This window comes from Curtobacterium sp. MCPF17_031, from assembly GCF_003234035.1.
Classification (GTDB): Bacteria; Actinomycetota; Actinomycetes; order Actinomycetales; family Microbacteriaceae; genus Curtobacterium.
Map to the genome: position 1 here is coordinate 359,016 of NZ_QKSG01000001.1, position 23,918 is coordinate 382,933.

The following is a 23,918-nucleotide window of genomic DNA, read 5'->3' on the forward strand; positions in this document are numbered from 1 at the left end:
AGGTCTGCTTCCTGGAGGAGGGGTCGGTGACGGATCTGCGGTGCGCGGGGTGACGCGCTCCCTACAGATGTCGCCAGACGTCCGCCGGGGTCAGGCCCTTCGCGATCATGAGGACCTGCAGGTGGTACACGAGCTGCGAGATCTCTTCCGAGGTGCGCTCGTCGCCCTCGTACTCGGCCGCCATCCAGACCTCGGCGGCTTCCTCCACGATCTTCTTGCCGATCTGGTGCACGCCGGCATCCAGTTCGGCGACGGTGCCGGAGCCGTCCGGGCGCGTGCGCGCCTTCTCGGTCAGCTCCGCGAACAGGTCGTCGAACGTCTTCACGTTCCCAGGCTACCGGTCTGCGAGCGCACGCTGTGCCGCCGCCCGGAGATCGGTGATGCGGGCGGCGGGCTCGCCGCCGTAGACCGCGGAGCCGGCGACCAGGGTGTCCGCGCCGCTCCGGACCGCCTCCGGCACCGTGTCGACCGCGATGCCACCGTCGACCTCGAGCCAGACGTCGAGCCCCGACGCGTCGACCGCGGCGCGTGCGTCGGCGAGCTTCGGCATCACCGAGGTCATGAACGCCTGACCACCGAACCCGGGCTCGACGGTCATCAGCAGGATCATGTCGTAGGCGTCGAGGTGGTGCAGCACCCGGGTGATCGGGGTGCCGGGCTTCACGGCGACCGCGGCGCGGGCCCCGTTCGACCGGATGGCGGCAGCGGTGGCGACGGGGTCGGTCGCGGCCTCGACGTGGAAGGTGACGCTGGACGCACCGGTCTCGGCGTACTTCGGCGCCTCGGTGTCGGCGTCGGTGATCATGAGGTGCACGTCGAGGGGCACGGGCGACACCTGCTGCAGGCGCTGGACGATCGGCAGGCCGAGCGTCAGGTTCGGCACGAAGTGGTTGTCCATCACGTCGACGTGCACCATGTCGGCGGTCTCGATGCGCTGGAGCTCGCGCTCGAGGTTCGCGAAGTCGGCGGACAGGATGCTCGGCGAGATGCGGATCGTCACCCGTCGAGCCTACCGGCCCGGACCCGGCCGGCCACCGAGCCGACAGCCCGTCAGGCGGTCCGGCGGAACAGTGCGATGAACATCGCGTCGGTACCGATCCGGTGCGGCCAGAGCTGCACGGTCCGGCCGTCCGCGACCTGCGGGTCACGCGCGGCGACCGAGCGGACCACGGATGCGGTGTCGAGCTGCTCGAGCAGGTCCCCGTGCCGACGCATCAGGGCGTCGACCTGGCCGCGCGTCTCGGCCAGGTGCGGCGAGCACGTCACGTACGCCAGGGTGCCGCCCGGTGCGAGCACGCGGACCGCGGCCTCGAGCAGCTCCTCCTGCAGGACGGCCAGTTCGGCGACGTCCTCCGGCTGCTTCCGCCAGCGGGCCTCCGGACGGCGACGCAGCGCGCCGAGGCCGGTGCACGGGGCGTCGAGCAGGACGCGGTCGTACGTGACACCCGAGCCGTCGTGCCCGTAGCGGCGACCGTCGCCCTCGACCACGGTGACGGTGTCACGGAAGTCGCGGAGTGCCTCCCGGACGAGTCCCACCCGGGCCGGGACGAGCTCGTTGGCGGTGAGGGTCGCACCAGCCTGTGCGGCCTCGGCGGCCAGGAGTGCGGCCTTGCCACCCGGGCCTGCGCAGAGGTCGAGCCAGCGTTCGCCGGCCCGTACCTCGGACGAACGGGACAGCGCGAGGGCCGCGAGTTGCGAGCCCTCGTCCTGGACGCGGAGCCGGCCGGCGGCGACGCCGGGGACGCGGGCCGGGTCACCGGTGACGCCGCGGATCCCGACGGGCGAGACCGGCAGGTCGGGAGCGGCCGGGGCGGGCTCTTGCGCCGCGTCGGCCTGGTCGGCCTCGGCCTCGGCCACGTCGGCGGCGGCGTCGTCGCCCGGACCGACGGGAGGCACGTCCCCCGTCTCGTCGTCGTCCGCCGCCACGCGGGCGGTCGCCTGCTCGACGTCCTCGGCCGACGCGACACCGGGCAACGCCGCGAGCTGGACCCGCGGTGCCTCGTTGTCGGCGGCGAGGAGCGCGACGAGTTCGTCACGGGACCGCTCCGCGGCCAGGGCGTCCCGGAGTGCCGACACGACCCACACCGGGTGCGACCAGCGCGTCGCGAGGAGTGCGTCCCCGCCGAGGCCCGCCGTCACCAGGGCGTCCCACTCCTCCGGCGTCTTGCCGGCGACCTTGCGCATCACGGCGTTGACGAAGCCGGTGGCACGGGTGACGCCGACCTCGCGGGCGAGCTCGACCGTCGCGGAGACCGCCGCGTGGGTCGGGGTGCGCATGCCGAGCAGCTGGTGCACCCCGAGGCGCATGACGTCGAGCACGTCGGCTTCGATGAGGTCCGCCCGACGTCCGGACGCCACCGCGACCACCACGTCGTAGCGGCCGATCATCCGGATCGTGCCGTAGGTGAGCTCGGTGGCGAAACCGGCGTCCCGCGCGCTGAGCCCGGCTCGTCGGATGCGCGTCGGCAGGAGCAGGTTCGCGTACGCGTCGTCGACTTGGACGGCACGGAGGACGTCGAACGCGACCCGCCGGGCGCTCATCTGCCGGGGCTCGCGGGGTCGACCGCCGGGGCGCCCGCCCGGGCGCCCGACACCGCTGCCGCCGCCGCGGCCACCGCGCTGCGCTCCGCGTGACCGTGCCTGTTCCGCGCTCATGCGAGCACCTTCCCGTCGAGCGGTCCGAGCCCTCGGGCCCAGGCCGCGGCGTCCATCGCCTTCTTGCCGGCCGGCTGCACCTCGGTCAGCACGAGCGGTTCGTCCGCCGTCCCGACCAGCAGGGCACCGTCCACGAGCCGGAGCGCACCCGGCGCGAGGTGCGGGGCGGAGTCCTCCGGGCCTCCCGGCCGGCCACCGACTGCACCGTACCGGCGCGCCCGCAGCAGCTTCACCCGGGTCTCGCCGAGGTGTGCGAACGCACCAGGCTCCGGGGTGACGCCACGGAGCCTGGCGTGCACCGCGGCCGCCGGGGCGGCGAAGTCGGTCCGGCCGTCCTCGAGGGTGAGCTTCGGGGCCCACGTCGGAGCGCCGACCTGCTCGGTGGCGACGGCGGTGCCCGCGGCCATGGCGTCGACGACCCGCACGACGACGTCGGCACCGGTCACCGCCATCGCGCTGAGGACCTCGCCGGAGGTGGCCTCCGGGTCGATCGTGAACGGCTCGGCCGCGAAGACCGGGCCCGCGTCCAGGGCCTCGACCAGCTGGAACACCGTCGCGGCCGTGGTCGTCGCACCGGCCATCACGGCACGCTGCACGGGGGCGGCACCGCGGTACGCCGGCAGGTCGGAGAAGTGCAGGTTGACCCAGCCGAGCCGCGGGGCGTCGAGGGCTGGGCGACGGAGGAGTGCGCCGTACGCGACGATCACACCGAGGCCGACGTCGAGCGCCGCGATCCGGGCCGTCACCTCGTCGTCCACACGGGAGGCCTCGATCACCGGCAGCCCGAGCTCCGCCGCTGCCTGCGCGACCGGCGTGGGCGTCAGCACGCGCTTCCGGCCCTGCGGCGTCGGCGGGCGGGTCAACACCGCCGCGATCTCGTGGTCGGACGCCGCCAGAGCACGGAGGGTGGGGACCGCGGCAGCGGGACTGCCGGCGACGACGAGACGCATCGGACCAGTCTCCCACGAGCCGCGGCCGCGCCCGGGCGGACGCCGTCCGCGCCGGGCCTGGGGACGCGCTGAGGCGTGCCTGCCTACGGTCGCTGGCATCTCGACGGAAGGACCACCATGACCACCGACGCACTGCCGCTGCCGGACTTCGACCACCTGCCGCTCGGCAACCTCGCCGAGCACGTCCGCCCGCTCGACCGCGACCAGCTGCAGACCCTGCTCGAGCACGAGCGGGCCCACGGGAACCGGCTGCCGGTCGTGGAGGTGCTGACCTCCCGGATCGCCGCACTCGAAGCCGGGGCCGAACCGACCGGCTCGGTGCCCGAGCACCTCCCGGAGGTCCAGCAGGGCACCGGCGGTTCCCCCGCCGTCACCCCGGCCACGTCCGGGCCGGTCATCAACCCGCCGTCACACGGCGACCCGACCAACCCGGCCCAGCCCCGCTGATCCGCGGACCCGGCTCGCCGGCGTCGTGCCGAACGAGCTGTGCCCTCGCCTCCGGACAGCGCGGAGACCGACGGGTACGTTCACAGGCGATTCCCTGAAAGGAACGAACATGTCAGACCGACTCTCCACCCCCGCTCCCACCAGCTTCGCCGAGACGCCCGTCCAGAAGGGCGCGCTCGTCGTCGGCATCGTCTTCCTGCTCGTCGGCCTGGCGGGCTTCATCCCCGGCCTGACCACCGGTGACCTCGGTGGTGCCGGCAACGACTCGATGGGCATGCTGCTCGGCATCTTCCAGGTGTCGGTCCTGCACAACATCGTCCACCTGCTCTTCGGCATCGTCGGCGTCCTGGCGGCCCGACGCGCGAGTGGTTCCCGGCTCTACCTGGTCATCGGCGGCATCGTCTACTTCGTGCTCTGGATCTACGGCCTGTTCACCGCGAACAGCGACAGCGCCGCGAACTTCGTGCCGCTGAACTCGGCGGACAACTGGCTGCACCTGGTCCTCGCGATCGGCATGGTCGCCCTCGGCGTCGTGCTCTCGCGCGGCCGCCGTGCACCGGTCGGCGCGGAGCGGACCGCGCGCTGACCCTGATCGGTGACCTCGGTCGGTGACCTCGGCCGGTGACCTCGGCCGGTGACCTCGGCCGGTGGCATGACGGGAGGCCCGTGGCGGGATCGCCACGGGCCTCCCGTCATGTCCGGGCTCGGCTCTGCAGCGACCGGTTCAGACCTCGGAGAACGGCTCGGCGTCGTCCATCCGGACGCGGAGGGCCGGAGCCGCGCGACGCTTCGCCCCGCCCTTGACCACCCGGCGCGTCGACGACCGGCGGATCACCTCGGCCTTGAGGGTCGCCGCCACCTCTGTCCCGTGGCCATAGGGGAAGCGCACGATCGCGCGGACCGTCCCCGGCGTCGGGTCGTCGACGGGGACCGGTCCGAGGACCGGACCCACCGGCGCGTCGCCGAGCGCCTCGATCGCGCCGGTCACCGCCTCGTCCGTCCCGGTCAGCGTGGCGACCCGCACCGCCGGCGGGAAGAACAGCTCACGCCGGTCGGTGAGTTCGTCGTGGGCGGGCACATCGAGCCGCCAGAGTGCCATCGCGTTCGCGAGCTTGCCGCCGATGCCGACGAGGTACACCGGCGCTCCTGGAGCGCCCTTCGCCGCGGCGTTCGCCCAGATCCGGAGGACGTCCTCCTGGACTCGCAGTCCCTCGCGCGCGAGCATCCGTTCGCCGTCCAGGAGCAGTACGCAGGCGTAGCCGCCGGCGACGTCCGGTTCGGCGCCGCGGGTCGCGACGACGACCGCGGGACGGGCCGGTACCTCGTCGATCGGGCGCGATCCGTCGGCCACCACGATCCGGGTGTTCGGGAAGGCGCGGCCGAGTTCGTCGGCGGTGCGCTGGGCACCCTGGCCGACGGGCTTGAGCTTCCCGTTGCCACAGGTCGGGCAGCGGTACCCGGCCGCCAGCGCGCCGCAGAACCGACACTGCGGGGTGGACCCGGCGTGCGGACTGCCGAGTGGACCACCGCACACCCGGCAGTGGGCGCGCTCCCCGCACTCGGTGCAGACCAGGCCGGTCCCGAAGCCGGGGTTCGACACCTGCACGAGCACGGGTCCGTCGTGACTGGCCTGGCGGGCGGCCCGCCAGGCACTGCTCGGGATGCGGGCCTGTGCGGCGTACCCGTCGGCGTTGGTCTGGTGGGCCGTCGGGACGACCTTCGGCACACGGGCGCGGTGCGGACCGATCTCCTGCAGCCATCCGAGCTCGACGAGCCGCTGCACGTCGGTGCTCCGCGCGTGCGACACCATCAGGAGCGCGGCCCCGGACTGGGCGGTCCGTACCAGCGCGACGTCACGGGTGTGCACGTACGGCGCGCGCTGCTCGGCGAAGGACGGGTCGCCGTCGTCCCAGAGGGCGACGAGGCCGAGGTCCGACGCCGGTGCGTACACGGCGGCACGATTCCCGATCGCGACGACCGGGTGCGTCCGGGCGGTGAGGAGTGCCCGGGCGCGCTGCCCGTTGGTCTGCTTCGCGTCGAACCGCACCACCCGCTCGGCGGGCACGAGGACGAGCAGGGCGCGCTCGAGGTCCGTGACGTCGCGGAAGTCGGGCACGGCGATGACGGCCGACCGCTCCCCCGCCAGGGTGTGTGCGGCGGCCTGCGCCAGGGTCGCGGCCCAGCCGGGCACCCAGGCGGGAGCAGGCCCGTCGGCGTCGTCGGCCGGGATCGCTCGGGCCGGGGCGGCGAGCAGGACCGGGTGCGGGATCGCACCGACGGCCGCGCGTCCGCCGGCGTCCATCACCGCCTCGACGACCGCGTCGCCGTACCCGTCGACCGGGACCGCCGTCACGCGGGGCGGCACGTGGTCCGGGTCACGAGCGAGCCAGGCCTTCTCCGGCCGGACCTGCCGCGTCGGCACCGCGAGGCGCAGCACGTCGCTGGCGACCCCGGCGGCACGGTCGGCCACGGCGCGGGCCAGCTCCCAGACCTCCGGCGCGAGCACCGGCACCGGGCTGACGAGCTCCTCGACGGCACTCAGCTCGCCCGGGAAGTCGTTCTCCGGCGAGAGGGCGTCGTCGGCCACGACCTCCACCACGTAGGCGTCGGTCATCCGGGCGCCGGAGCGCAACGGCACCCGGACCCGGACCCCCGGCACGCAGTCGTCCTCGATCTCGGCCGGGACCCGGTAGTCGAACAGACGGTCGAGTTGCGGGAGCGGTGAGTCGAGGACGACACGCGCGACGTTGGCCACGAAGGGCCTCAGACGGTGACGGAGACGAGTCCTGCCGCGGTGCGGAGCTCCTCGACGCGGTCGAGCTGCTCCCAGGTGAAGCCGGGCAGTTCGCGACCGAAGTGCCCGTAGGTCGCGGTCTGCGCGTACTTCGGGGTCAGCAGGTCGAGGTCACGGATGATCGCGGCCGGTCGCAGGTCGAACACCTTCGTGATCGCGGCTTCGATCGTCGCGTCGTCGACGTGGCCGGTGCCGAAGGACTCGACGTACAGGCCGACGGGCTTGGCCCGACCGATCGCGTAGGCGACCTGGACCTCGAGGCGGTCGGCGAGACCCGCCGCGACGGCGTTCTTCGCGACCCAGCGCAGGGCGTAGGCGGCCGAGCGGTCGACCTTGGACGGGTCCTTGCCGCTGAACGCGCCGCCGCCGTGCCGGGAGGCCCCGCCGTAGGTGTCGACGATGACCTTGCGCCCGGTGAGTCCGGCGTCGCCCTGCGGGCCGCCGATCTCGAAGCGTCCGGTCGGGTTCACGATCACGTCGACGTGCGACGAGTCGAGCTCCACCAGGTCGAGCACCGGGCGGATGACGTGCTCGGTGATGTCCGCGGTCAGCTGCTCGAGCGAGACGCTCGGCGCGTGCTGGGTCGACAGGACCACGGTCTCGACGGTCTTCGGCGTGACGCCGTCGTACCCGACCGTGACCTGGGTCTTGCCGTCCGGGCGCAGGTACGTCAGCTCGCCGGACTTGCGGACCGCGGCGAGCTTCTCGGCCAGGCGGTGCGCGAGCCAGATGGCGACGGGCATGTACTCCGGCGTCTCGTTCGTCGCGAAGCCGAACATGATGCCCTGGTCCCCGGCGCCCTGGCGGTCGAGCGGGTCCGTGCCGGCACCCGAGCGGGTGTCGAGGGACTCGTCGACGCCCTGGGCGATGTCCGGGGACTGCGCGCCGATCGAGATCTCGACGCCGCAGGTGCGACCGTCGAAGCTCACGTCCGACGAGTTGTACCCGATGCCGGTGATGACGTCGCGGACGAGCTGCGGGATCTCGACGTAGCCCGAGGTCGTGACCTCTCCTGCGACGTGCACGAGCCCGGTCGTCACCATCGTCTCGACGGCGACCCGCGCGTTCGGGTCGACCGTGAGCAGGGCGTCCAGGATCGCGTCCGAGATCTGGTCGCAGATCTTGTCGGGGTGGCCTTCGGTCACCGATTCCGACGTGAACAGGCGGAGCGCACTCACCGGGATCAGGCGGAGGGCTGCTGCTGCTTGGTGACGGTCAGCTTGTCCTCGTTGATCTCGTGGAGCGCGACCGAGAGCGGCTTGTCGTCGATCGTCGAGTCGACGAGCGGACCGACGTTGTCGAAGAGCGAGCCTTCGTGCAGGTCCGCGTAGTAGTCGTTGATCTGGCGAGCGCGCTTCGAAGCGAAGATCACGAGCGCGTACTTCGACTCGACCTTGCTGAGCAGGTCGTCGATGGGCGGGTCGATGATGCCCTGGGGGTTGGCCATGGGGTTGCTCCTCGTCGTCGGTGCACCGGTCAGGGCGCAGAGAACAAGTCTACGACCTCGCGTGCCGCCGTGCTGACATCGGAGTTCACGATCCGCACGTCGAACTCGTCCTGGGCCGCGAGCTCCACCTTCGCGGTCTCGAGTCGCCGGGTCTGCTCCTCGGGCGTCTCGGTGCCGCGGCCGATGAGCCGACGGACGAGTTCGTCCCACGTCGGCGGCAGCAGGAACACCAGGACGGCCTCGGGCATCGCGTCCCGCACCTGGCGGGCGCCCTGCAGGTCGATCTCGAGCATGACCTTCTCGCCGGCGTCGAGCGCGCGGTCGATCGGCGGGCGCGGGGTGCCGTACCGGTAGGAGTTGTGCACGGTCGCGTACTCGAGCAGCTCGCGGTCGCGGATCATCCGGTCGAACTCGGCGTCGTCCACGAAGTAGTAGTGCACGCCGTCGACCTCGCCCGGGCGGGGCTTCCGGGTCGTCGCGGAGACGCTGAGGTTCACCTCGGGGTACTGCTCACGGATGTACGCGCTGACCGTGCCCTTGCCGACCGCGGTGGGTCCGGCGAGCACGACGAGCTTCGACGCCGCGCGCTTGCGTCCGCGCTGGGCGAGCCAGTCCGCCAGTTCGGTCCGCTGCCGGCTGCCGAGTCCCCCGAGGCGCTTCGACGGGGCGATCCGCAGCGCACCCATCACGGCCTCCGCCCGGGCCGGTCCGACACCGGGCAGACTCGTGAGCAGGTCACGGACGCGGAGCGAGCGTTCGGCCGCGGTGGTCGCGACGACGGACTCGTCCTCAGACCAGGCGGAACGGGCGACCTCGAGCGGCGACCGCTCGCCGGTGGCGATCGCCGACTTGACCGCGGCGCGTGCGCGTCGTGCGGCGACGGCGGCCTTCGCGGCCGCGACCCGGTCGACCTCCGGCGGGTTGCGGTGCGCCGGCAGGGCCGAGCGGCCGGGATCGGTGTCGTCGGACCGGACGTCCGCCTGCTCGTCGCTCACGCCGCCGTCCCCAGCGCGCGTGCGATCCGGTCGGCACGGTCGGCGACGAGTGCGGCGACACCGTTCGGCCCGTCGCCGAGCAGCCCGCGGGACTCGCTCACGAGGACCTGCTCCGCCCGGCTGCCGTACAGCGCGCGGAGGTCCTCGATCCGGGCCCCCTGCGCACCGAAGCCGGGTGCGAGGACCGGGGCGGTGCCGATCTCGTCGGCCGTGATGCCGAAGTCGTCGAGGTCGAGGGTCGCGCCGAGGACCAGCCCGACGTCCCCCAGGGGCTGGTCGGCGCTCGTCCGGTTGTCGTCTGCCACGTCCACGACGATACCGGCCGCCACGGTCCGCCCGGCACGCGGTCCCTCGGCGAGCACCGCTGTCTGCAGCACACGCGCCTCCGGGTTGCTCGTCGCGGCGAGGACGAACACGCCCGCACCGTTCTCGCGGGCGACGGCGACGGTCCCGGACAGCGAGCCGTACCCGAGGTACGGCGACACCGTCATCGCGTCCGCCGTGAACGGGCCGTCACGGTCCAGCCACGCCAGGGCGTAGTCGTCGCCGGTCGAACCGATGTCGCCGCGTTTGACGTCCGCGACGACCAGGAGGCCCGCATCACGCGCGCGACCGATCGTCGCCTCGAGCGCTCGGTACCCGGGTACCCCCGCCGCCTCGAAGAACGCGATCTGCGGCTTCACGACAGCCGCTCGCCCCGCGGCGGCGTCGACCAGGGCGGCGCCGAAGGCGGTGAGACCGGCCTCGTCGCGGCCGAGCCCCCACGCCGCCAGGGTGGCGGCGTGGGGGTCGATCCCGACGCAGAGCGCCGACCGCGACTCGATGGCGGCCGCGAGCCGGACGCCGAACGGGGTCGGGCCTCCGTGCAGACCTGGGGTCACCAGCCCGCCCGCTCGAGCGCGTAGTCCTGCAGGCTCCGGACACTGTGCGGCGTCCCGATCGTCTCGATCGCCGCGACGGCGGCGCCGAGCTGCGAGATCGTCGTGAACAGCGGCTTGTCCGCCGCCACGGTGGCCGCGCGGATCTCGTACCCGTCCGCGCGACCGGCGGCACCGCTCGGGGTGTTGATGACGATGTCGACCTCGTTGCGGGCGAGCAGGTCGACGACGCTCTCCTGCCCCTGGCTGTACTTGCCGACGGTGCCGACCAGGATGCCGTTGCGGCGGAGCACCTCGGCGGTGCCCTCGGTGGCGATGATCGTGAAGCCCAGCTGCTGCAGGCGGTGCACCGGCAGGACGATGGCGCGCTTGTCGGTGTCCGCGACGCTCACGAACACGGTGCCGCTGGTGGGCAGACCACCGTAGGCGGCCTCCTGGCTCTTGAGGAACGCCCGCGGGAAGTCGCGGTCGATGCCCATGACCTCTCCGGTGGAGCGCATCTCGGGGCTGAGCACCGAGTCGACGACCTGACCCTCGCGGGTGCGGAAGCGACGGAAGGGCAGCACGGCCTCCTTCACGGCGATCGGGGCCTCCATCGGGACGAAGGCGCCGTCGCGTGCCGGCAGCAGTCCCTCGGCGACCAGGCCGTCGACACTCGTGCCGGTCATGATGCGTGCCGCGGCCTTGGCCAGTGCGATGCCGAGCGCCTTCGAGACGAACGGGACCGTGCGGCTGGCGCGGGGGTTCGCCTCGAGGACGTAGAGCACCCCGGCGGCGATGGCGAACTGCACGTTGAGGAGTCCGCGGACGCCGACTCCGCGCGCGATCTTCTCGGTCGCGTCGACGACGGCCTGGATCTCGGCGCGGCCGAGGCCGACCGGGGGCAGGGTGCAGGACGAGTCGCCGGAGTGGATGCCGGCCTCTTCGATGTGCTCCATGATGCCGCCGACGTAGAGCCGCTCGCCGTCGTAGAGCGCGTCGATGTCGATCTCGACCGCGTCATCGAGGAACCGGTCCACGAGCAGCGGCAGGTCCGGGCCGATGATCGCCTGGTCGGCCATCCGGTCGAAGTAGTCGGCGAGGGTGGGGGAGTCGTAGACGATCTCCATGCCGCGGCCGCCGAGCACGAAGGACGGACGGACGAGCACCGGGTAGCCGATGCCCTCGGCGACCGCGGTGGCGCTGGCCAGGTCGTGGGCGGTGCCGTTCTTCGGCGCGAGCAGGCCTGCTTCGTCGAGGATGCGCGAGAACGCCCCACGCTCCTCCGCCAGGTCGATCGCGTCCGGCGTGGTGCCGAGGATCGGGATGCCCGCGGCCTCGAGGGGCTTCGCCAGGCCCAGTGCGGTCTGGCCGCCGAGCTGCACGACGACGCCCACCACCTGGCCGGACGCCTGCTCGGCCTCGATGACCTCGAGCACGTCCTCCACCGTGAGCGGCTCGAAGTAGAGCCGGTCCGAGGTGTCGTAGTCGGTCGAGACCGTCTCCGGGTTGCAGTTGATCATGATCGTCTCGAACCCGGCGTCGCTCAGCGCGAAGGACGCGTGCACGCAGGAGTAGTCGAACTCGACGCCCTGGCCGATGCGATTCGGGCCGGAGCCCAGGATGACGACCTTCTTGCGGTCGCTCGGGGCGACCTCGGTCTCGGTGTCGTAGGACGAGTAGTGGTACGGCGTCAGGGCGGGGAACTCGCCGGCGCAGGTGTCGACCGTCTTGAACACCGGGCGGATGCCGAGCGCGTGTCGCTGGTCGCGCGCCTCCTGCTCGGAGACCCCGCGGAGCGCCGCGATCTGCGCGTCGCTGAAGCCGTGCTCCTTGGCCCACCGGACGGTGTCCGCGTCCAGGGTCTCGGCGGCACGGACCTCGTCCGCGACCTCGTTGATGAGCACGATCTGGTCGATGAACCACGGGTCGATCTTCGTGGCCTCGAAGACCTCGGCCGCGGTGGCGCCAGCGACGAGGGCCTGCTGCACCGTGACGATGCGGCCGTCGGTCGGGACCGCGGACTTCTCGAGCAGGGCGGCCTTGTCGAGCTGGTCGGCCGGCACGTCCCAGTGGAAGCTCGACCCGCGCTTCTCGAGCGAGCGGAGCGACTTCTGCAGCGCGGTGGCGTAGTTGCGGCCGATCGCCATCGCCTCGCCGACGCTCTTCATCGTGGTGGTGAGCGTGGCGTCGGCGGCCGGGAACTTCTCGAACGCGAAGCGCGGGGTCTTCACGACGACGTAGTCGAGCGTCGGCTCGAAGCTCGCCGGGGTGACGCGGGTGATGTCGTTCTGGATCTCGTCCAGGCGGTACCCGATGGCCAGCTTCGCGGCGATCTTGGCGATCGGGAAGCCCGTCGCCTTCGACGCGAGCGCCGAGGAGCGGGAGACGCGCGGGTTCATCTCGATGACGATCAGACGGCCGTTCGCCGGGTCGACCGCGAACTGGATGTTGCACCCGCCGGTGTCGACCCCGACGCGGCGGATGATGTCGATGCCGATGTTCCGCATGTTCTGGTACTCGCGGTCGGTCAGTGTCAGCGCCGGGGCGACGGTGATCGAGTCGCCGGTGTGCACGCCGACCGGGTCGACGTTCTCGATCGAGCAGACGACGACGGTGTTGTCGGCGTTGTCCCGCATCAGCTCGAGCTCGTACTCCTTCCACCCCAGGATCGACTCCTCGAGCAGGACCTCGGTCGTCGGGCTGGACTGCAGACCGTCGCCGACGAAGCGGACGAGTTCCGACTCGTCGTAGGCGAAGCCGGAGCCGAGACCGCCCATCGTGAAGGACGGGCGGACCACGAGCGGGTAGCCGAGGTCCTTCGCGAACTCCTTCGCCTCCTCCAGGGTGTGCGCGATGTGGCTGCGGGCGACGTCGGCACCGGACTCGAGGACGAGCTCCTTGAAGAGCTGCCGGTCCTCACCGCGCTGGATGGCGTCGACCTTCGCGCCGATGAGCTCGACGCCGTACTTCTCGAGGATGCCTGCTTCGTCGAGGGAGATCGCGGCGTTCAGCGCGGTCTGTCCGCCCAGGGTCGGCAGGACGGCGTCCGGCTGCTCGATGCGGATGATCTCCTCGAGCGACGCGTTCGTGATCGGCTCGATGTAGGTCGCGTCGGCGAAGTCCGGGTCGGTCATGATCGTCGCCGGGTTCGGGTTCACCAGGATGACGCGGACGCCCTCCGCGCGGAGGACGCGGCAGGCCTGCGTGCCGGAGTAGTCGAACTCGGCGGCCTGCCCGATCACGATCGGGCCGGAGCCGATGACCAGGACGGAGCTGATGTCGGTGCGCTTGGGCATCAGTTGCCCTCCTTCGTGATGTCGGCGGCAGGCGTGGTGGCGTCGGTGGTGGCCGCGTCGAGCGGCGCTCCCTGCCGTCGGGCGAGCACCATGTCCCGGAAGCGGTCGAAGAGGTACATGCTGTCGTGCGGTCCGGCGGCGGCCTCGGGGTGGTACTGCACGCTGAACGCGGGGATGTCGAGCGCCCGGAGGCCCTCCACGACGTTGTCGTTCAGTGAGTAGTGCGAGACCTCGACACGACCGAAGCCGACCGGGGACTCGAGGACCTCACCGACGGGCGCGTCGACCGCGAAGCCGTGGTTCTGGCTCGTGATCTCGACCTTGCCGGTCGTCGTGTCGAGCACCGGCTGGTTGATGCCGCGGTGACCGAACGGCAGCTTGTACGTGCCGAAGCCCAGGGCACGGCCGAGCAGCTGGTTACCGAAGCAGATCCCGAAGAACGGCCGGCCGTCGCGGAGGCTCTCCTGCAGCAGGGACACCTGCGCGTCGGACGCCGACGGGTCGCCGGGGCCGTTCGAGTAGAAGAGCGCGTCGGGGTCGAGTTCGCGGAGCCGCTCGACCGTGACGTCCTGCGGCAGCACGTGCACCTCGAAGCCGCGCTCGGACAGGTAACGGGTCGTCGACGACTTCACGCCGAGGTCGAGGACGGCCAGCGTGCCGATCCGCTCGCCGGCCGGCTCGACGACGTACTCCTCGGCCGTGGAGACCTCGGCGGAGAGGTTCTTCCCCGCCATGCCGGCCTGCTCGGTGACGATCCGGAGCTGCTCGTCGGCGTCGAGCGTGGCATCCGCCCCGCTGAACACGCCGCCCTTCATGGCACCCGCGTCGCGGATGCGACGGGTGAGGGCGCGGGTGTCGATCCCGGAGATCCCGACGATGCCGTCGCGCACCAAGTGCTCGTCGAGCGACGCGTCCGCGCGGTGGTTCGACACCACGCGGCTCGGGTCGCGCACGACGTACCCCGCGACCCAGATGCGCCGGGACTCGGGGTCCTCGTCGTTGACACCGGTGTTGCCGATGTGCGGCGCGGTCTGCACCACGATCTGCCCGGCGTAGGAGGGGTCGGTGAGCGTCTCCTGGTAGCCGGTCATGCCGGTCGCGAAGACCACCTCGCCGAGCGTGCGCCCACGGGCGCCGTAGGCCCAGCCGTCGTACCGGGTGCCGTCTTCGAGGACCAGTACGGCCCGTTCGCGTGTCATGAGTTCGTCCCTTCGCCCGCAGTGTGCGGGGAGTCGTTCGTCGTCGCCAGTCCCTGCAGGGCGGTGAGCGCTTCCGCGTCGCCCTCCGGGAACCGGAAGTAGGTGTCGAGGTCCGTCGCAGCTGCGGCGCCGGTCGCCGTCCATCGCAGTCGGACCAGTCCCCCGGGCTCGACCACTCGGTCGATCGCCCACGTGGCCCGGTCGGCACCGCGGACGGCGCTCCGGGCGATCCACCGGTCGTCCACGCCGGCGTGGTGCAGCACGACGCCGGTCGCGTGCACGGTCACGCCGCCGCGGCCGCGGAAGCCGAGTCCGCCGGCGGTGATCCGTTCGAGCGGTTGGTCCGCTCGGGTCGTCGCGACGGTGAACCCGTCCCACGACCCGGCCGCCGGACCACGGTCGGCCGGCACCGGGACGGGAGGCACGGCCTCCGCCTGCCGTCGGCTCCGCGTCCGCCACGTGCGCGCCATCGCGACGAACAGCGCAGCCACCGCGAGCAGGATGACCCCGCCGAGCAGCCAGCGCGCCGTGTCACCGCTCATGCCGTCGCCACCCGTGCCGCTGCAGCCCGGGCCGCGACGGTGTCGGCGTCGACGACCTGCCCGTCGAGCACCGTCGGCTCGCCGTGGTGGAAGGTCGCGACGACCCGGCCGGGCAGCCGCATCCCGAGGTACGGCGAGTTCTGCGACTGCCCGTGCAGGTCGGCCACCGAGAACTCGCGGCCCGCCGCGGGGTCGTAAAGGGTGATCTCGGCCGGCGCACCCGCGGCGATCGCGTGGCCGTGGCCCGTGACCTGGCCGATCCGGGCCGGCGCGCTCGACAGCACACGGGCGACGTCGGCCCAGTCCAGTCGGCCGTCCTCGACCACGGCGGCGTGCACCACGCTCAACGCGGACTCGAGCCCGACCATGCCGTTCGCGGCGGCGGGCCACTCGCAGTGCTTGGCCTCGGCGGGGTGCGGGGCGTGGTCGGTAGCGACGATGTCGATCGTGCCGTCGGCCAGGGCGGCGCGGAGTGCCTCGACGTCCTCGCGGCGGCGGAGCGGCGGGTTCACCTTGTACCGGGCGTCGTAGCCCGGGGTGCCGTCGTGCCCGGCGATCAGGTCCTCCGTGAGCAGCAGGTGGTGCGGTGTGACCTCGGCCGTGACGTCGATGCCGCGGGACTTGGCCCAGCGGATCACCTCGACGCTGCCGGCGGTCGAGACGTGGCAGACGTGCAGCCGAGCTCCGACGTGGTCTGCGAGCAGGACGTCTCGCGCGATGATCGACTCCTCAGCCACGGCGGGCCAGCCCGCCAGACCCAGTTCGGACGACAGTCGGCCCTCGTTCATCTGTGCGCCGATGGTCAGACGGGGCTCCTGCGCGTGCTGCGCGAGCACGCCGCCGAAGCCCTTGATGTACTCGAGTGCCCGGCGCATCAGCAGCGGGTCGGCGACGCACGAGCCGTCGTCCGAGAACACCCGGACCTTCGCGCGTGAGGTCGCCATCGCGCCGATCTCGGACAGGTGCGTGCCCTGCAGCCCCTGCGAGACGGCACCGATCGGACGGACGGTGACGTACCCGGCGTCGTCTCCGAGCGCCTGCACCTGCTCGACGACCCCGGCGGTGTCGGCGACCGGCGAGGAGTTCGCCATCGCGTTCACGGCCGTGAAACCGCCGGCGGCCGCGGCCCGCGAGCCGGAGAGGACGGTCTCGGACTCCTCGTGCCCGGGCTCGCGGAGGTGGGTGTGCAGGTCGACCAGGCCCGGCAGGGCGAGCAGCCCGTCGGCGTCGACAACCGTCGCACCAGCCGCGTCGAGACCGGACCCGACCGCGGTGACGAGCGGTCCCTCCAGGCGGATGTCGGCACGCGAGCCGTCGACCAGCTGCGCGCCACGGATGAGGTGTGCGGTCATGCGACGGTCTCCTTCTGGTGGTCGCCGGTGAGGGCGAGGTAGAGCACGGCCATCCGGACCGAGACGCCGTTCGCGACCTGTTCCACGACGGTCGAGCGAGCGTCGTCCGCGGCGACCCCGGCGATCTCGAGGCCCCGGTTCATCGGTCCGGGGTGCATCACGAGCGTCCGCTCGGGCAGCCGGGCGAACCGCGCGGCGGTCAGCCCGAAGTGCCGCGTGTACTCACGCGGGTTCGGGAAGAAGGCGTCGTCCATCCGCTCCTGCTGGATCCGGAGGGTCATCACGACGTCCGGGTCCTCGGCCAGTGCGGCGTCGAGGTCGTGGTGCACGGCGGCGCCGAAGGGACGGTCGACCGCCGGCAGCAGTGTCGGCGGGGCGGCGAAGGTGACGTGTGCACCGAGCGTCCGGAGCAGCCAGGCGTTGCTCCGGGCGACGCGGCTGTGCAGCACGTCACCCACGATGAGCACCCGGACCCCGTCGAGCCCCTGCCCGCGGCTGTCGGTGCCGTGCAGACGGCGGCGCATCGTGAAGGCGTCGAGGAGCGCCTGCGTGGGGTGCTCGTGGGTGCCGTCACCCGCGTTGACGACGGGCACGTCGATCCAGTCCGCCTCGGCGAGCACGCGCGGCGCGCCGGACGCTCCGTGGCGGATGACGATGCCGTCGATGCCCATCGCGTCGAGGGTCTGCACGGTGTCCTTGAGCGACTCGCCCTTCGACACGCTCGACCCCTTGGCGGCGAAGTTGATGACGTCCGCGGACAACCGCTTGGCGGCGGCCTCGAACGAGATGCGGGTGCGGGTCGAGTCCTCGAAGAACAGGTTCACGACCGTCCGACCGCGGAGCGCCGGGAGCTTCCGGACCTCGCGCGTGTTGACCTCGGCCATCTCCTCGGCGACGTCGAGGATCCCGATCGCCTCGTCGCGTGACAGGTCGGCGGTGGAGAGCAGGTGCCTCACGACGCACCACCCTGTTCGGGACCGCCCTGTTCGATGACGACGTCGTCGACACCGTCCGTCTCGGTCAGGTGCAGCGTGACCCGTTCGTCGCCCGCCGTCGGCAGGTTCTTGCCGACGTGGTCGGCGCGGATCGGCAGTTCGCGGTGGCCGCGGTCGACGAGGACCGCGAGGCGGACGGCGCGCGGACGGCCGATGCCCTGCAGGGCGTCGAGGGCCGCGCGGACCGTCCGGCCGGAGTACAGCACGTCGTCGACCAGGACGACGACCTTGCCGTCGACGCCGCCGGCCGGGATCACCGTCGGGTGTGGCGCTCGACCGATGCCCCGGCGCAGGTCGTCCCGGTACATCGTGACGTCGAGTGCGCCGACCCGCTCACTGCCGATCCCCGCGGCGGCTGACTCCCACCCGGGCTCGATGTCGGCGAGGATGCGACCGAGGCGCTCGGCGAGGACGGCCCCACGGGTCGGGATGCCGAGCAGCACGAGTTCCGAGCCACCGTGGTTGGCCTCGAGGATCTCGTGCGCGATGCGTGTCAGAGCACGCGTGATGTCGGGTTGCTGCAGGACCGTTCTGGTACCCACGCCGACCTCCTTCCCCGCCTCTCTGGACGGCTCCCGTCTCTCTGGACGGCTTCAAGGATGCTGACGGCTTCGAGCCTAGCGGGACTCCTGGTCCTCCGCGACAGTCCGACCGGACGGTCCGCGGCCGCCCGCGACGGCGCCGAGGACACCGTTCACGAAGCCGGCCGAGTCGTCCGTGGAGAGCGACTGCGCGAGCTCGACGGCTTCGGCGATCGCGACCGCGTCGGGGACCTCCGGGTTGAACCGGAGCTCCCAGACCCCCATGCGCAGGATGCAGCGGTCGAGCACGGGCATGCGCGCGATCGACCAGCCCTGCGCGTGGTCGGCGATCACGCCGTCGATCTCGTACCGGGCCTCGTCGATGCCCGTGACGATCTGCCGCGCGTAGTCCCAGCTGGAGGCACGCTCCGGCTGGTCGAGGTGGCGGACCGTCTCGGTCGCCAGGACGTCCGCGATCGGCAGCTCGCGCACCTCGGCCACGTAGAGCATGTCGAGGGCGCGCTTCCGCGCCTTGGAACGAGCACTCATCCGGTCAGCGCCTAGTCGTTGACGCGGCCGAGGTAGTTGCCGTCACGCGTGTCGACCTTGACCTTCGTGCCGCTCTCGAGGAACAGCGGGACCTGGATCTGGTAGCCCGTGACGATCGTCGCCGGCTTGGTGCCGCCGGAGGAGCGGTCACCCTGCAGGCCCGGCTCGGTCTCGATCGTGGTGACGATCGAGGTCGGGAGCTCGACGTAGAGCGGGTTGCCCTCGTTCATCGCGATGGTGACCTGCGCGGACTCGAGCAGGAAGTTGCGCGCGTCACCGACGACGGCCGCCGGGACGTTGACCTGGTCGTAGGTGTCCTGGTCCATGAAGACGTACGAGTCGCCGTCCTCGTAGAGGTACTGGAAGTCGCGACGGTCCACCACGGCGGTCTCGATCTTCGCGCCGGCGTTGAAGGTGCGGTCGACGACCTTGCCGGAGACGACCTGCTTGAGCTTGGTGCGCACGAAGGCGCCGCCCTTGCCCGGCTTCACGTGCTGGAACTCGACGACCGACCAGAGCTGCCCGTCGATGATGAGAACGGCGCCGTTCTTGATGTCAGTGGTACTCGCCATTGGTCTTCCGTTCGATGGTGTTGTGAAGGAGTCCGGGCTCGTGGAGCCCCGGACGAGTGTAGCGGACGGGCTACTGCCGTCGGCGCGCGAGCCAGGCGTCGATCGCTGCCCAGGCGAGCAGGACGACGCAGGTGCCGCCGAGCAGGGCGCCGGCCACGAGCGTGCTGATCACCGCGGTCGGTCGCGCGGGCGTCGCCAGGTACACCACGGCCAGGAGGCCCGACCCGGCTCCCAGGAGCACGAGCAGCACCCGACGGATCATGCCCGACACCGTCTGCCGGTCCCGTCGATCGCTGAGCAGGCGGATGTTCACCGACAGGCGGCCGGCCTCGACCGCCTCGGTGATCTTGTCGATGCGTCGTGGGAGCCGACGTGCCGAGGTGACGAGGCCGAACAGTTCGCGCACCAGCACGTTCCGGATCGCGGCCGGACGGAGCTGGTCGCGGATCTGCTCCGCAGCCAGGCCGCGCGACTCCTCGAGCAGGTCGAACGACGGGGTCAGCGTGCGGAGCGTGCCCTCGAAGATCGCCAGGGCCCGGGCCGCCGCCACGAAGTCCGCCGGCGCACGGAGCCGGTACCGCCCGAACACCGCGACGGCGTCGTCGACCGTCTCGACCCCGATCCGTGCGCCCGGACCGAGCTCCTCCGCGACGAAACGGGCCATGTCCCGACGGAAGTCGGACTCGTCCTCGGCGTTGCGGACCGGGGCCATCCGGAGCACCGCGTCGGCGATGCGCGAGGTGTCGTCCTGCAGGTAGGCGGCGAGGAGTTCCTGGACCGTGTCCCGGAGACCCGGGTCGAGCCTCCCGACCGAGCCGAAGTCGATGAGGGCGGGCCGACCGTCGGGCAGCACCAGGACGTTCCCCGGGTGCAGGTCCGCGTGGTAGACCCCGTCGAAGACGACCTGGCGCAGGAACGACCGCAGGATCGCCCGCATCGGCTCGTCGAGGTCACGGTCGGAGCGCTCTGCTCGGATGGCGCTGAGCGTGTCCCCCTCGAGGAACTCCATCACGAGCACGCGACGGCTCGACAGGTCGCGGTACGGCTCCGGGAACCGGACCTCGTCGGGTCGGGCGCTGCGGGCCTGGGCGGCGCGGAGGGACTCGAGGTTGCGGAGCTCGGCCGAGAAGTCCACCTGGCGGATCAGGTCCGCACCGTACTGCTCGGCGACCTGCACCACCCCGAGCTGACGAGCCTGGGCGGAGGTCCGGGTGAGGAACCGCACGACGCGGAGCGCGATGTCGACGTCCCGCCGGACGGCTGCGTCGATGCCGGGGCGCTGGACCTTCACGGCCACCGCGGTGCCGTCGGTGAGCCGGGCGCGGTGCACCTGCGCGATCGAGGCCGCGGCGACCGGTTCCGAGTCGAACGACGCGAACACCTCGGACACCGGCGCGCCGAGTTCGGCCTCGAGCAACGCCGCGACCTCGACCGGGTCCGCGGGACGGACGCCCCGCTGCAGGTGCGCGAGACCCTCGGTCCACTCCGCGGGCAGCAGGTCGTCGCGGGTCGACAGGAGCTGGCCCATCTTCACGAAACCGCCGCCCGCTTCCTCGAGTGCCCGGCGCAGGTGGTCCGCCTGGTCACGGCGCAGGTCGGCGGTGGCCGGGTCCCGGGAGAAGTCCAACCGACGGAACGGCAGCAGCGCGTGCCGACGGGCGATCCCGAGCACCTCGGTGAAACGGCGGCCGCGGCTGCGGAGACCCGAGGGCTCCTGGCGCTGCTGGGTGGAGAAGTCGCTGAGGCGGGGCGGGTTCGGCACGCCGTCAGTCTGCTCCGCGGGCCTGGGGCCGACCGGGGTACAGCCCTCAGGCACCCACCTCTTGGTAGGCGGTGAAGAGCAGGTGGTCCTCCGGTCCCTCGAGCGTCACCGGCTTGCCGACGGCATCGAGGATGATGAACCGGAGCATGCCGGCGCGGGCCTTCTTGTCGCGGCGCATCGTCGCCAGGAGGCTCTGCCACCGGCCGAGCGGGTAGGTCGTCGGGAGCGACAGCGAATCCAGGATCGAGCGGTGCCGGTCGACCGTGGCGTCGTCCAGGTGCCCGGTGAGGCGTGCCAGCTCGGCGGCGAACACCATGCCGACCGCCACCGCCGCACCGTGTCGCCACTGGTACCGCTCGGCGTGCTCGATGGCGTGGCCGAGGGTGTGCCCGTAGTTGAGCACCTCGCGGCGGCCCTGCTCGGTGAAGTCCTCGGACACGACCTGGGCCTTCAGCTCGATCGCGAGCTCGACCACGCGGCGGAACTCCGGCGTCGTCGGGTCGGTCACGCGGTCGACGTCTGCCTCGATCACGTCGAGGATCTCCGGCACGGCGATGAACCCGGCCTTCACGATCTCGGCGAAGCCCGCCAGGATCTCGTTCCGTGGCAGGGTGCGGAGCAGGTCCAGGTCACCGACCACGGCGCGCGGGGCGGCGAAGGCCCCGACCAGGTTCTTGCCCTCGTTCGTGTTGATGCCGGTCTTGCCACCGACGCTCGCGTCGACCAGCCCGAGGACCGTCGTCGGCATCGACAGGTACGGCACACCGCGCAGCCAGGTGGCGGCGACGAAGCCGGCGAGGTCGGTGACGGCACCGCCGCCGAGGCCGATCACGGCGTCGGTCCGGGTGAAGTCCGACTGTCCCATGACCTGCCAGCAGAACGAGGCGACCTCGATCCGCTTCGCGGCCTCGGCGTCGGGCACCTCGGCGATGAGGGCCTCGAGCCCCGCGCCGACGAGCAGCTGACGGAGGTCCTCGGCGCGGGCACCCAGGGTCGGGGCGTGCACGATGAGGACCTTCGCCACTCGCGGACCGAGCAGGGCGGGGACCGACGCGAGCAGGCCGTTGCCGACCGCGACGACGTAGCCGTCCTGGCCGCCGACGCGGATCACGGTGGTGCCCTCGGGCAGGGACGACTCGGTCACGGTGCTCCTTCGTCGGAGGTGGGGGGAGGTGGAGTGTGGGTGCCGGCGGGTGCGCTGTCGCGGACCCAGGTGACGACGTCGTCGGCGACCCGGGACATGGGTCGGCGCGAGGTGTCGAACACCACGTGGGCGAGCTCGGCGTACGTCGCCGCCCGCTCGTCCAGGATCGCCTGCCAGGCGTCGATGCCACCCGAGGCGATGAGCGGGCGGTCGCTACCGGCGATCCGCGCGGCGACCGCCTCGGCCGTGACGGTGAGGAGCACGACGTGCGCGCCCGCCATCGCGGCGCGCGTCTCCGGGTGCATGACCGCTCCCCCGCCGACCGAGACCACGCCGCCGATCTGCATCGCGCGACGGACCGCCGCGGCCTCGAGTTCCCGGAAGGCCGGCTCGCCGCGTTCGGCGAAGAGCTGCGGGATCGGACCGTGTTCACGTGCGATCACCCGGTCGGTGTCGGTGAACGGCACGCCCAGGGCCTTCGCGACCCGGCGCCCGACGCTCGACTTGCCGGCACCCATCGGCCCGATGACGACGACGGGCGGGACCGCGGCCCCGGCCTGGACTGCCCCGGGCGGGACGTCGGCCCCGGTCACCAGGCGGGGGTCTGCGCGGACGACTCGGTGCGACGCGTCCGGAGCGTGTCCGGGATCGCGGCGAGGTAGCCCTCGAGGTTGCGCTTGGTCTCGGCGACGCTGTCGCCACCGAACTTCTCGAGCACGGCGTCGGCGAGCACGAGTGCCACCATCGCCTCTGCCACGACCCCGGATGCCGGCACCGCGCAGACGTCCGAGCGCTGGTGGTGTGCGGCCGCGTCCTCGCCGGTGGCGACGTCGATGGTCTGCAGGGCGTGCGGCACGGTGGCGATCGGCTTCATCGCGGCACGGACGCGGAGCACGGTGCCCGTGGACATGCCGCCCTCGGTCCCGCCAGCGCGATCGGTCCTCCGGACGATCTCGCCGTCCTCACGCTGGAGTTCGTCGTGGGCGGCTGAGCCACGTCGGGCCGCGGTCGCGAAGCCGTCCCCGACCTCGACGCCCTTGATCGCCTGGATCCCCATGATCGCCGCCGCCAGTCGGGCGTCGAGACGACGGTCCCACTGCACGTGCGAGCCGAGCCCCGGTGGAACGCCGTAGAACAGCACCTCGACGACACCGCCCAAGGTGTCGCCGTCCTTCTTGGCCGCCTCGACCTCGGTCACCATGCGCTCGGAGGTCGCGGGGTCGAAGCAGCGCAGCTGGTCGTCGTCGAGGCGGTCGACGTCCTCGGGCACGGGCAGTGCTGCGTCGTCCGGCACCCGGACGGTCCCGACCTGCAGGGTGTGCGCCACCGAGGTCATGCCGAGTTCGGCGAGGAAGGACTTCGCGACGGCGCCGAGGGCGACCCGCGCGGCGGTCTCACGGGCGGACGCGCGCTCGAGGATCGGCCGGGCCTCGTCGAAGCCGTACTTCTGCATGCCGACGAGGTCGGCGTGCCCGGGCCGCGGACGGGTCAACGGTGCACCTCGGCCACGCGACGCGTCGGTCTGCTCGACGGGCTCGGGGTTCATCACCTCGACCCACTTCGGCCATTCGGTGTTGCCGATGCGGATCGCGATGGGGCTGCCCATCGAGAGGCCGTGTCGGACGCCGCCGGACAGGTGGAGCTCGTCCTGCTCGAACTTCATGCGCGAGCCACGCCCGTAGCCGAGCTTGCGGCGCGCGAGGTCGGCGCGGATGGACTCGTACGACACCGGGACGCCGGCCGGGAGGCCTTCCATCATGGCGATCAGTTCGGGTCCGTGGGACTCACCAGCGGTCAACCAACGAAGCATGACGACATCCTCCCACAGCGACGGGCGA

The 23,918-nt window shown here is 72.2% G+C and carries 23 protein-coding genes; 2 read left to right on the forward strand and 21 right to left on the reverse strand.

The window, feature by feature from the left end:
- Positions 1-61: 61 nt before the first annotated feature.
- From DEJ31_RS01740 to DEJ31_RS01755, 4 genes are read right to left on the reverse strand one after another with little or no spacing between them, the layout of a single operon-like run.
- Positions 62-325, reverse strand: a complete 264-nt coding sequence (locus DEJ31_RS01740; protein ID WP_110902198.1) for a phosphoribosyl-ATP diphosphatase — start codon at positions 323-325, stop codon at positions 62-64.
- 9 nt (positions 326-334) lie between these two features.
- A complete protein-coding gene (gene rpe / locus DEJ31_RS01745) occupies positions 335-1,000 on the reverse strand; it encodes a ribulose-phosphate 3-epimerase (RefSeq protein ID WP_110902197.1) in 666 nt (221 codons plus the stop codon).
- A 50-nt stretch (positions 1,001-1,050) separates the two neighbouring features.
- Positions 1,051-2,655: an RsmB/NOP family class I SAM-dependent RNA methyltransferase gene (locus DEJ31_RS01750; protein ID WP_110902196.1), complete on the reverse strand. Its 1,605-nt coding sequence runs from the start codon at positions 2,653-2,655 to the stop codon at positions 1,051-1,053.
- The gene (locus DEJ31_RS01755; RefSeq protein WP_111121054.1) at positions 2,652-3,605 is read right to left on the reverse strand and encodes a methionyl-tRNA formyltransferase; all 954 of its coding nucleotides are present in this window, start codon (positions 3,603-3,605) and stop codon (positions 2,652-2,654) included. Before DEJ31_RS01755 ends, DEJ31_RS01750 begins: the two co-directional genes overlap by 4 nt.
- A gap of 117 nt (positions 3,606-3,722) precedes the next feature.
- Between DEJ31_RS01755 and DEJ31_RS01760 the strand changes: the two genes are divergently transcribed.
- Together DEJ31_RS01760 and DEJ31_RS01765 are read left to right on the forward strand one after the other, a co-directional pair.
- A complete protein-coding gene (locus tag DEJ31_RS01760) occupies positions 3,723-4,052 on the forward strand; it encodes a hypothetical protein (protein ID WP_110902194.1) in 330 nt (109 codons plus the stop codon).
- Positions 4,053-4,161: 109 nt separating this feature from the next.
- Positions 4,162-4,638 carry a DUF4383 domain-containing protein gene (locus tag DEJ31_RS01765; RefSeq protein WP_110902193.1) on the forward strand — a complete coding sequence of 159 codons (477 nt, stop codon included), beginning with the start codon at positions 4,162-4,164 and terminating at the stop codon, positions 4,636-4,638.
- A 138-nt stretch (positions 4,639-4,776) separates the two neighbouring features.
- Here DEJ31_RS01765 and DEJ31_RS01770 read toward each other — a convergent pair whose 3' ends face one another.
- The 17 genes from DEJ31_RS01770 to aroC all read right to left on the reverse strand — a co-directional run bounded on the left by DEJ31_RS01770 (position 4,777) and on the right by aroC (position 23,890).
- The gene (locus DEJ31_RS01770; protein WP_111121055.1) at positions 4,777-6,807 is read right to left on the reverse strand and encodes a primosomal protein N'; all 2,031 of its coding nucleotides are present in this window, start codon (positions 6,805-6,807) and stop codon (positions 4,777-4,779) included.
- 8 nt (positions 6,808-6,815) lie between these two features.
- Positions 6,816-8,024 carry a methionine adenosyltransferase gene (gene metK / locus DEJ31_RS01775; RefSeq protein WP_111043754.1) on the reverse strand — a complete coding sequence of 403 codons (1,209 nt, stop codon included), beginning with the start codon at positions 8,022-8,024 and terminating at the stop codon, positions 6,816-6,818.
- Positions 8,025-8,029: 5 nt separating this feature from the next.
- The gene (rpoZ, locus tag DEJ31_RS01780) at positions 8,030-8,293 is read right to left on the reverse strand and encodes a DNA-directed RNA polymerase subunit omega (protein WP_110902190.1); all 264 of its coding nucleotides are present in this window, start codon (positions 8,291-8,293) and stop codon (positions 8,030-8,032) included.
- Positions 8,294-8,322: 29 nt separating this feature from the next.
- Complete coding sequence (gene gmk, locus DEJ31_RS01785; protein ID WP_110902482.1) at positions 8,323-9,231, reverse strand: guanylate kinase; 909 nt, start codon at positions 9,229-9,231, stop codon at positions 8,323-8,325.
- A 53-nt stretch (positions 9,232-9,284) separates the two neighbouring features.
- Entirely contained in the window at positions 9,285-10,169 is an 885-nt protein-coding gene (pyrF, locus tag DEJ31_RS01790) for an orotidine-5'-phosphate decarboxylase (protein WP_258366071.1), read from the reverse strand.
- Positions 10,166-13,444 carry a carbamoyl-phosphate synthase large subunit gene (carB, locus tag DEJ31_RS01795; RefSeq protein ID WP_111121056.1) on the reverse strand — a complete coding sequence of 1,093 codons (3,279 nt, stop codon included), beginning with the start codon at positions 13,442-13,444 and terminating at the stop codon, positions 10,166-10,168. The genes pyrF and carB overlap by 4 nt, the downstream gene beginning before the upstream one ends.
- The gene (gene carA / locus DEJ31_RS01800; protein WP_111121057.1) at positions 13,444-14,643 is read right to left on the reverse strand and encodes a glutamine-hydrolyzing carbamoyl-phosphate synthase small subunit; all 1,200 of its coding nucleotides are present in this window, start codon (positions 14,641-14,643) and stop codon (positions 13,444-13,446) included. Before carA ends, carB begins: the two co-directional genes overlap by 1 nt.
- Entirely contained in the window at positions 14,640-15,185 is a 546-nt protein-coding gene (locus DEJ31_RS01805) for a hypothetical protein (RefSeq protein ID WP_111043756.1), read from the reverse strand. Before DEJ31_RS01805 ends, carA begins: the two co-directional genes overlap by 4 nt.
- Positions 15,182-16,537 (reverse strand): dihydroorotase, encoded by a 1,356-nt coding sequence (locus DEJ31_RS01810; RefSeq protein ID WP_111121058.1) that lies wholly within the window; start codon positions 16,535-16,537, stop codon positions 15,182-15,184. The genes DEJ31_RS01805 and DEJ31_RS01810 overlap by 4 nt, the downstream gene beginning before the upstream one ends.
- Positions 16,534-17,493 carry an aspartate carbamoyltransferase catalytic subunit gene (locus DEJ31_RS01815; RefSeq protein ID WP_111043758.1) on the reverse strand — a complete coding sequence of 320 codons (960 nt, stop codon included), beginning with the start codon at positions 17,491-17,493 and terminating at the stop codon, positions 16,534-16,536. Before DEJ31_RS01815 ends, DEJ31_RS01810 begins: the two co-directional genes overlap by 4 nt.
- Positions 17,490-18,074 carry a bifunctional pyr operon transcriptional regulator/uracil phosphoribosyltransferase PyrR gene (pyrR, locus tag DEJ31_RS01820; protein WP_111043759.1) on the reverse strand — a complete coding sequence of 195 codons (585 nt, stop codon included), beginning with the start codon at positions 18,072-18,074 and terminating at the stop codon, positions 17,490-17,492. The genes DEJ31_RS01815 and pyrR overlap by 4 nt, the downstream gene beginning before the upstream one ends.
- 75 nt (positions 18,075-18,149) lie before the next feature.
- Entirely contained in the window at positions 18,150-18,602 is a 453-nt protein-coding gene (gene nusB / locus DEJ31_RS01825) for a transcription antitermination factor NusB (protein WP_111043760.1), read from the reverse strand.
- Positions 18,603-18,613: 11 nt separating this feature from the next.
- Positions 18,614-19,174, reverse strand: a complete 561-nt coding sequence (efp, locus tag DEJ31_RS01830) for an elongation factor P (protein ID WP_110902182.1) — start codon at positions 19,172-19,174, stop codon at positions 18,614-18,616.
- A 70-nt stretch (positions 19,175-19,244) separates the two neighbouring features.
- Positions 19,245-20,936 carry an AarF/ABC1/UbiB kinase family protein gene (locus DEJ31_RS01835; RefSeq protein WP_111121059.1) on the reverse strand — a complete coding sequence of 564 codons (1,692 nt, stop codon included), beginning with the start codon at positions 20,934-20,936 and terminating at the stop codon, positions 19,245-19,247.
- A gap of 46 nt (positions 20,937-20,982) precedes the next feature.
- A complete protein-coding gene (aroB, locus tag DEJ31_RS01840; RefSeq protein WP_111121181.1) occupies positions 20,983-22,065 on the reverse strand; it encodes a 3-dehydroquinate synthase in 1,083 nt (360 codons plus the stop codon).
- Between the two features lie 11 nt (positions 22,066-22,076).
- A complete protein-coding gene (locus tag DEJ31_RS01845; protein ID WP_110902480.1) occupies positions 22,077-22,598 on the reverse strand; it encodes a shikimate kinase in 522 nt (173 codons plus the stop codon).
- Positions 22,599-22,669: 71 nt separating this feature from the next.
- Positions 22,670-23,890: a chorismate synthase gene (aroC, locus tag DEJ31_RS01850; protein WP_110902180.1), complete on the reverse strand. Its 1,221-nt coding sequence runs from the start codon at positions 23,888-23,890 to the stop codon at positions 22,670-22,672.
- Positions 23,891-23,918: the final 28 nt, after the last annotated feature.

Excerpts from the sequence above, each read along its gene's own strand:
- DEJ31_RS01750 (WP_110902196.1), bottom strand. The coding sequence starts at position 2,655 with ATGAGCGCGGAACAGGCACGGTCACGCGGAGCGCAGCGCGGTGGCCGC.
- DEJ31_RS01755 (WP_111121054.1), bottom strand. The coding sequence starts at position 3,605 with ATGCGTCTCGTCGTCGCCGGCAGTCCCGCTGCCGCGGTCCCCACCCTC.
- DEJ31_RS01760 (WP_110902194.1), top strand. The coding sequence starts at position 3,723 with ATGACCACCGACGCACTGCCGCTGCCGGACTTCGACCACCTGCCGCTC.
- DEJ31_RS01765 (WP_110902193.1), top strand. The coding sequence starts at position 4,162 with ATGTCAGACCGACTCTCCACCCCCGCTCCCACCAGCTTCGCCGAGACG.
- rpoZ (WP_110902190.1), bottom strand. The coding sequence starts at position 8,293 with ATGGCCAACCCCCAGGGCATCATCGACCCGCCCATCGACGACCTGCTC.
- carB (WP_111121056.1), bottom strand. The coding sequence starts at position 13,444 with ATGCCCAAGCGCACCGACATCAGCTCCGTCCTGGTCATCGGCTCCGGC.
- carA (WP_111121057.1), bottom strand. The coding sequence starts at position 14,643 with ATGACACGCGAACGGGCCGTACTGGTCCTCGAAGACGGCACCCGGTAC.
- DEJ31_RS01805 (WP_111043756.1), bottom strand. The coding sequence starts at position 15,185 with ATGAGCGGTGACACGGCGCGCTGGCTGCTCGGCGGGGTCATCCTGCTC.
- DEJ31_RS01810 (WP_111121058.1), bottom strand. The coding sequence starts at position 16,537 with ATGACCGCACACCTCATCCGTGGCGCGCAGCTGGTCGACGGCTCGCGT.
- nusB (WP_111043760.1), bottom strand. The coding sequence starts at position 18,602 with ATGAGTGCTCGTTCCAAGGCGCGGAAGCGCGCCCTCGACATGCTCTAC.
- efp (WP_110902182.1), bottom strand. The coding sequence starts at position 19,174 with ATGGCGAGTACCACTGACATCAAGAACGGCGCCGTTCTCATCATCGAC.
- DEJ31_RS01845 (WP_110902480.1), bottom strand. The coding sequence starts at position 22,598 with ATGGGTGCCGGCAAGTCGAGCGTCGGGCGCCGGGTCGCGAAGGCCCTG.
- aroC (WP_110902180.1), bottom strand. The coding sequence starts at position 23,890 with ATGCTTCGTTGGTTGACCGCTGGTGAGTCCCACGGACCCGAACTGATC.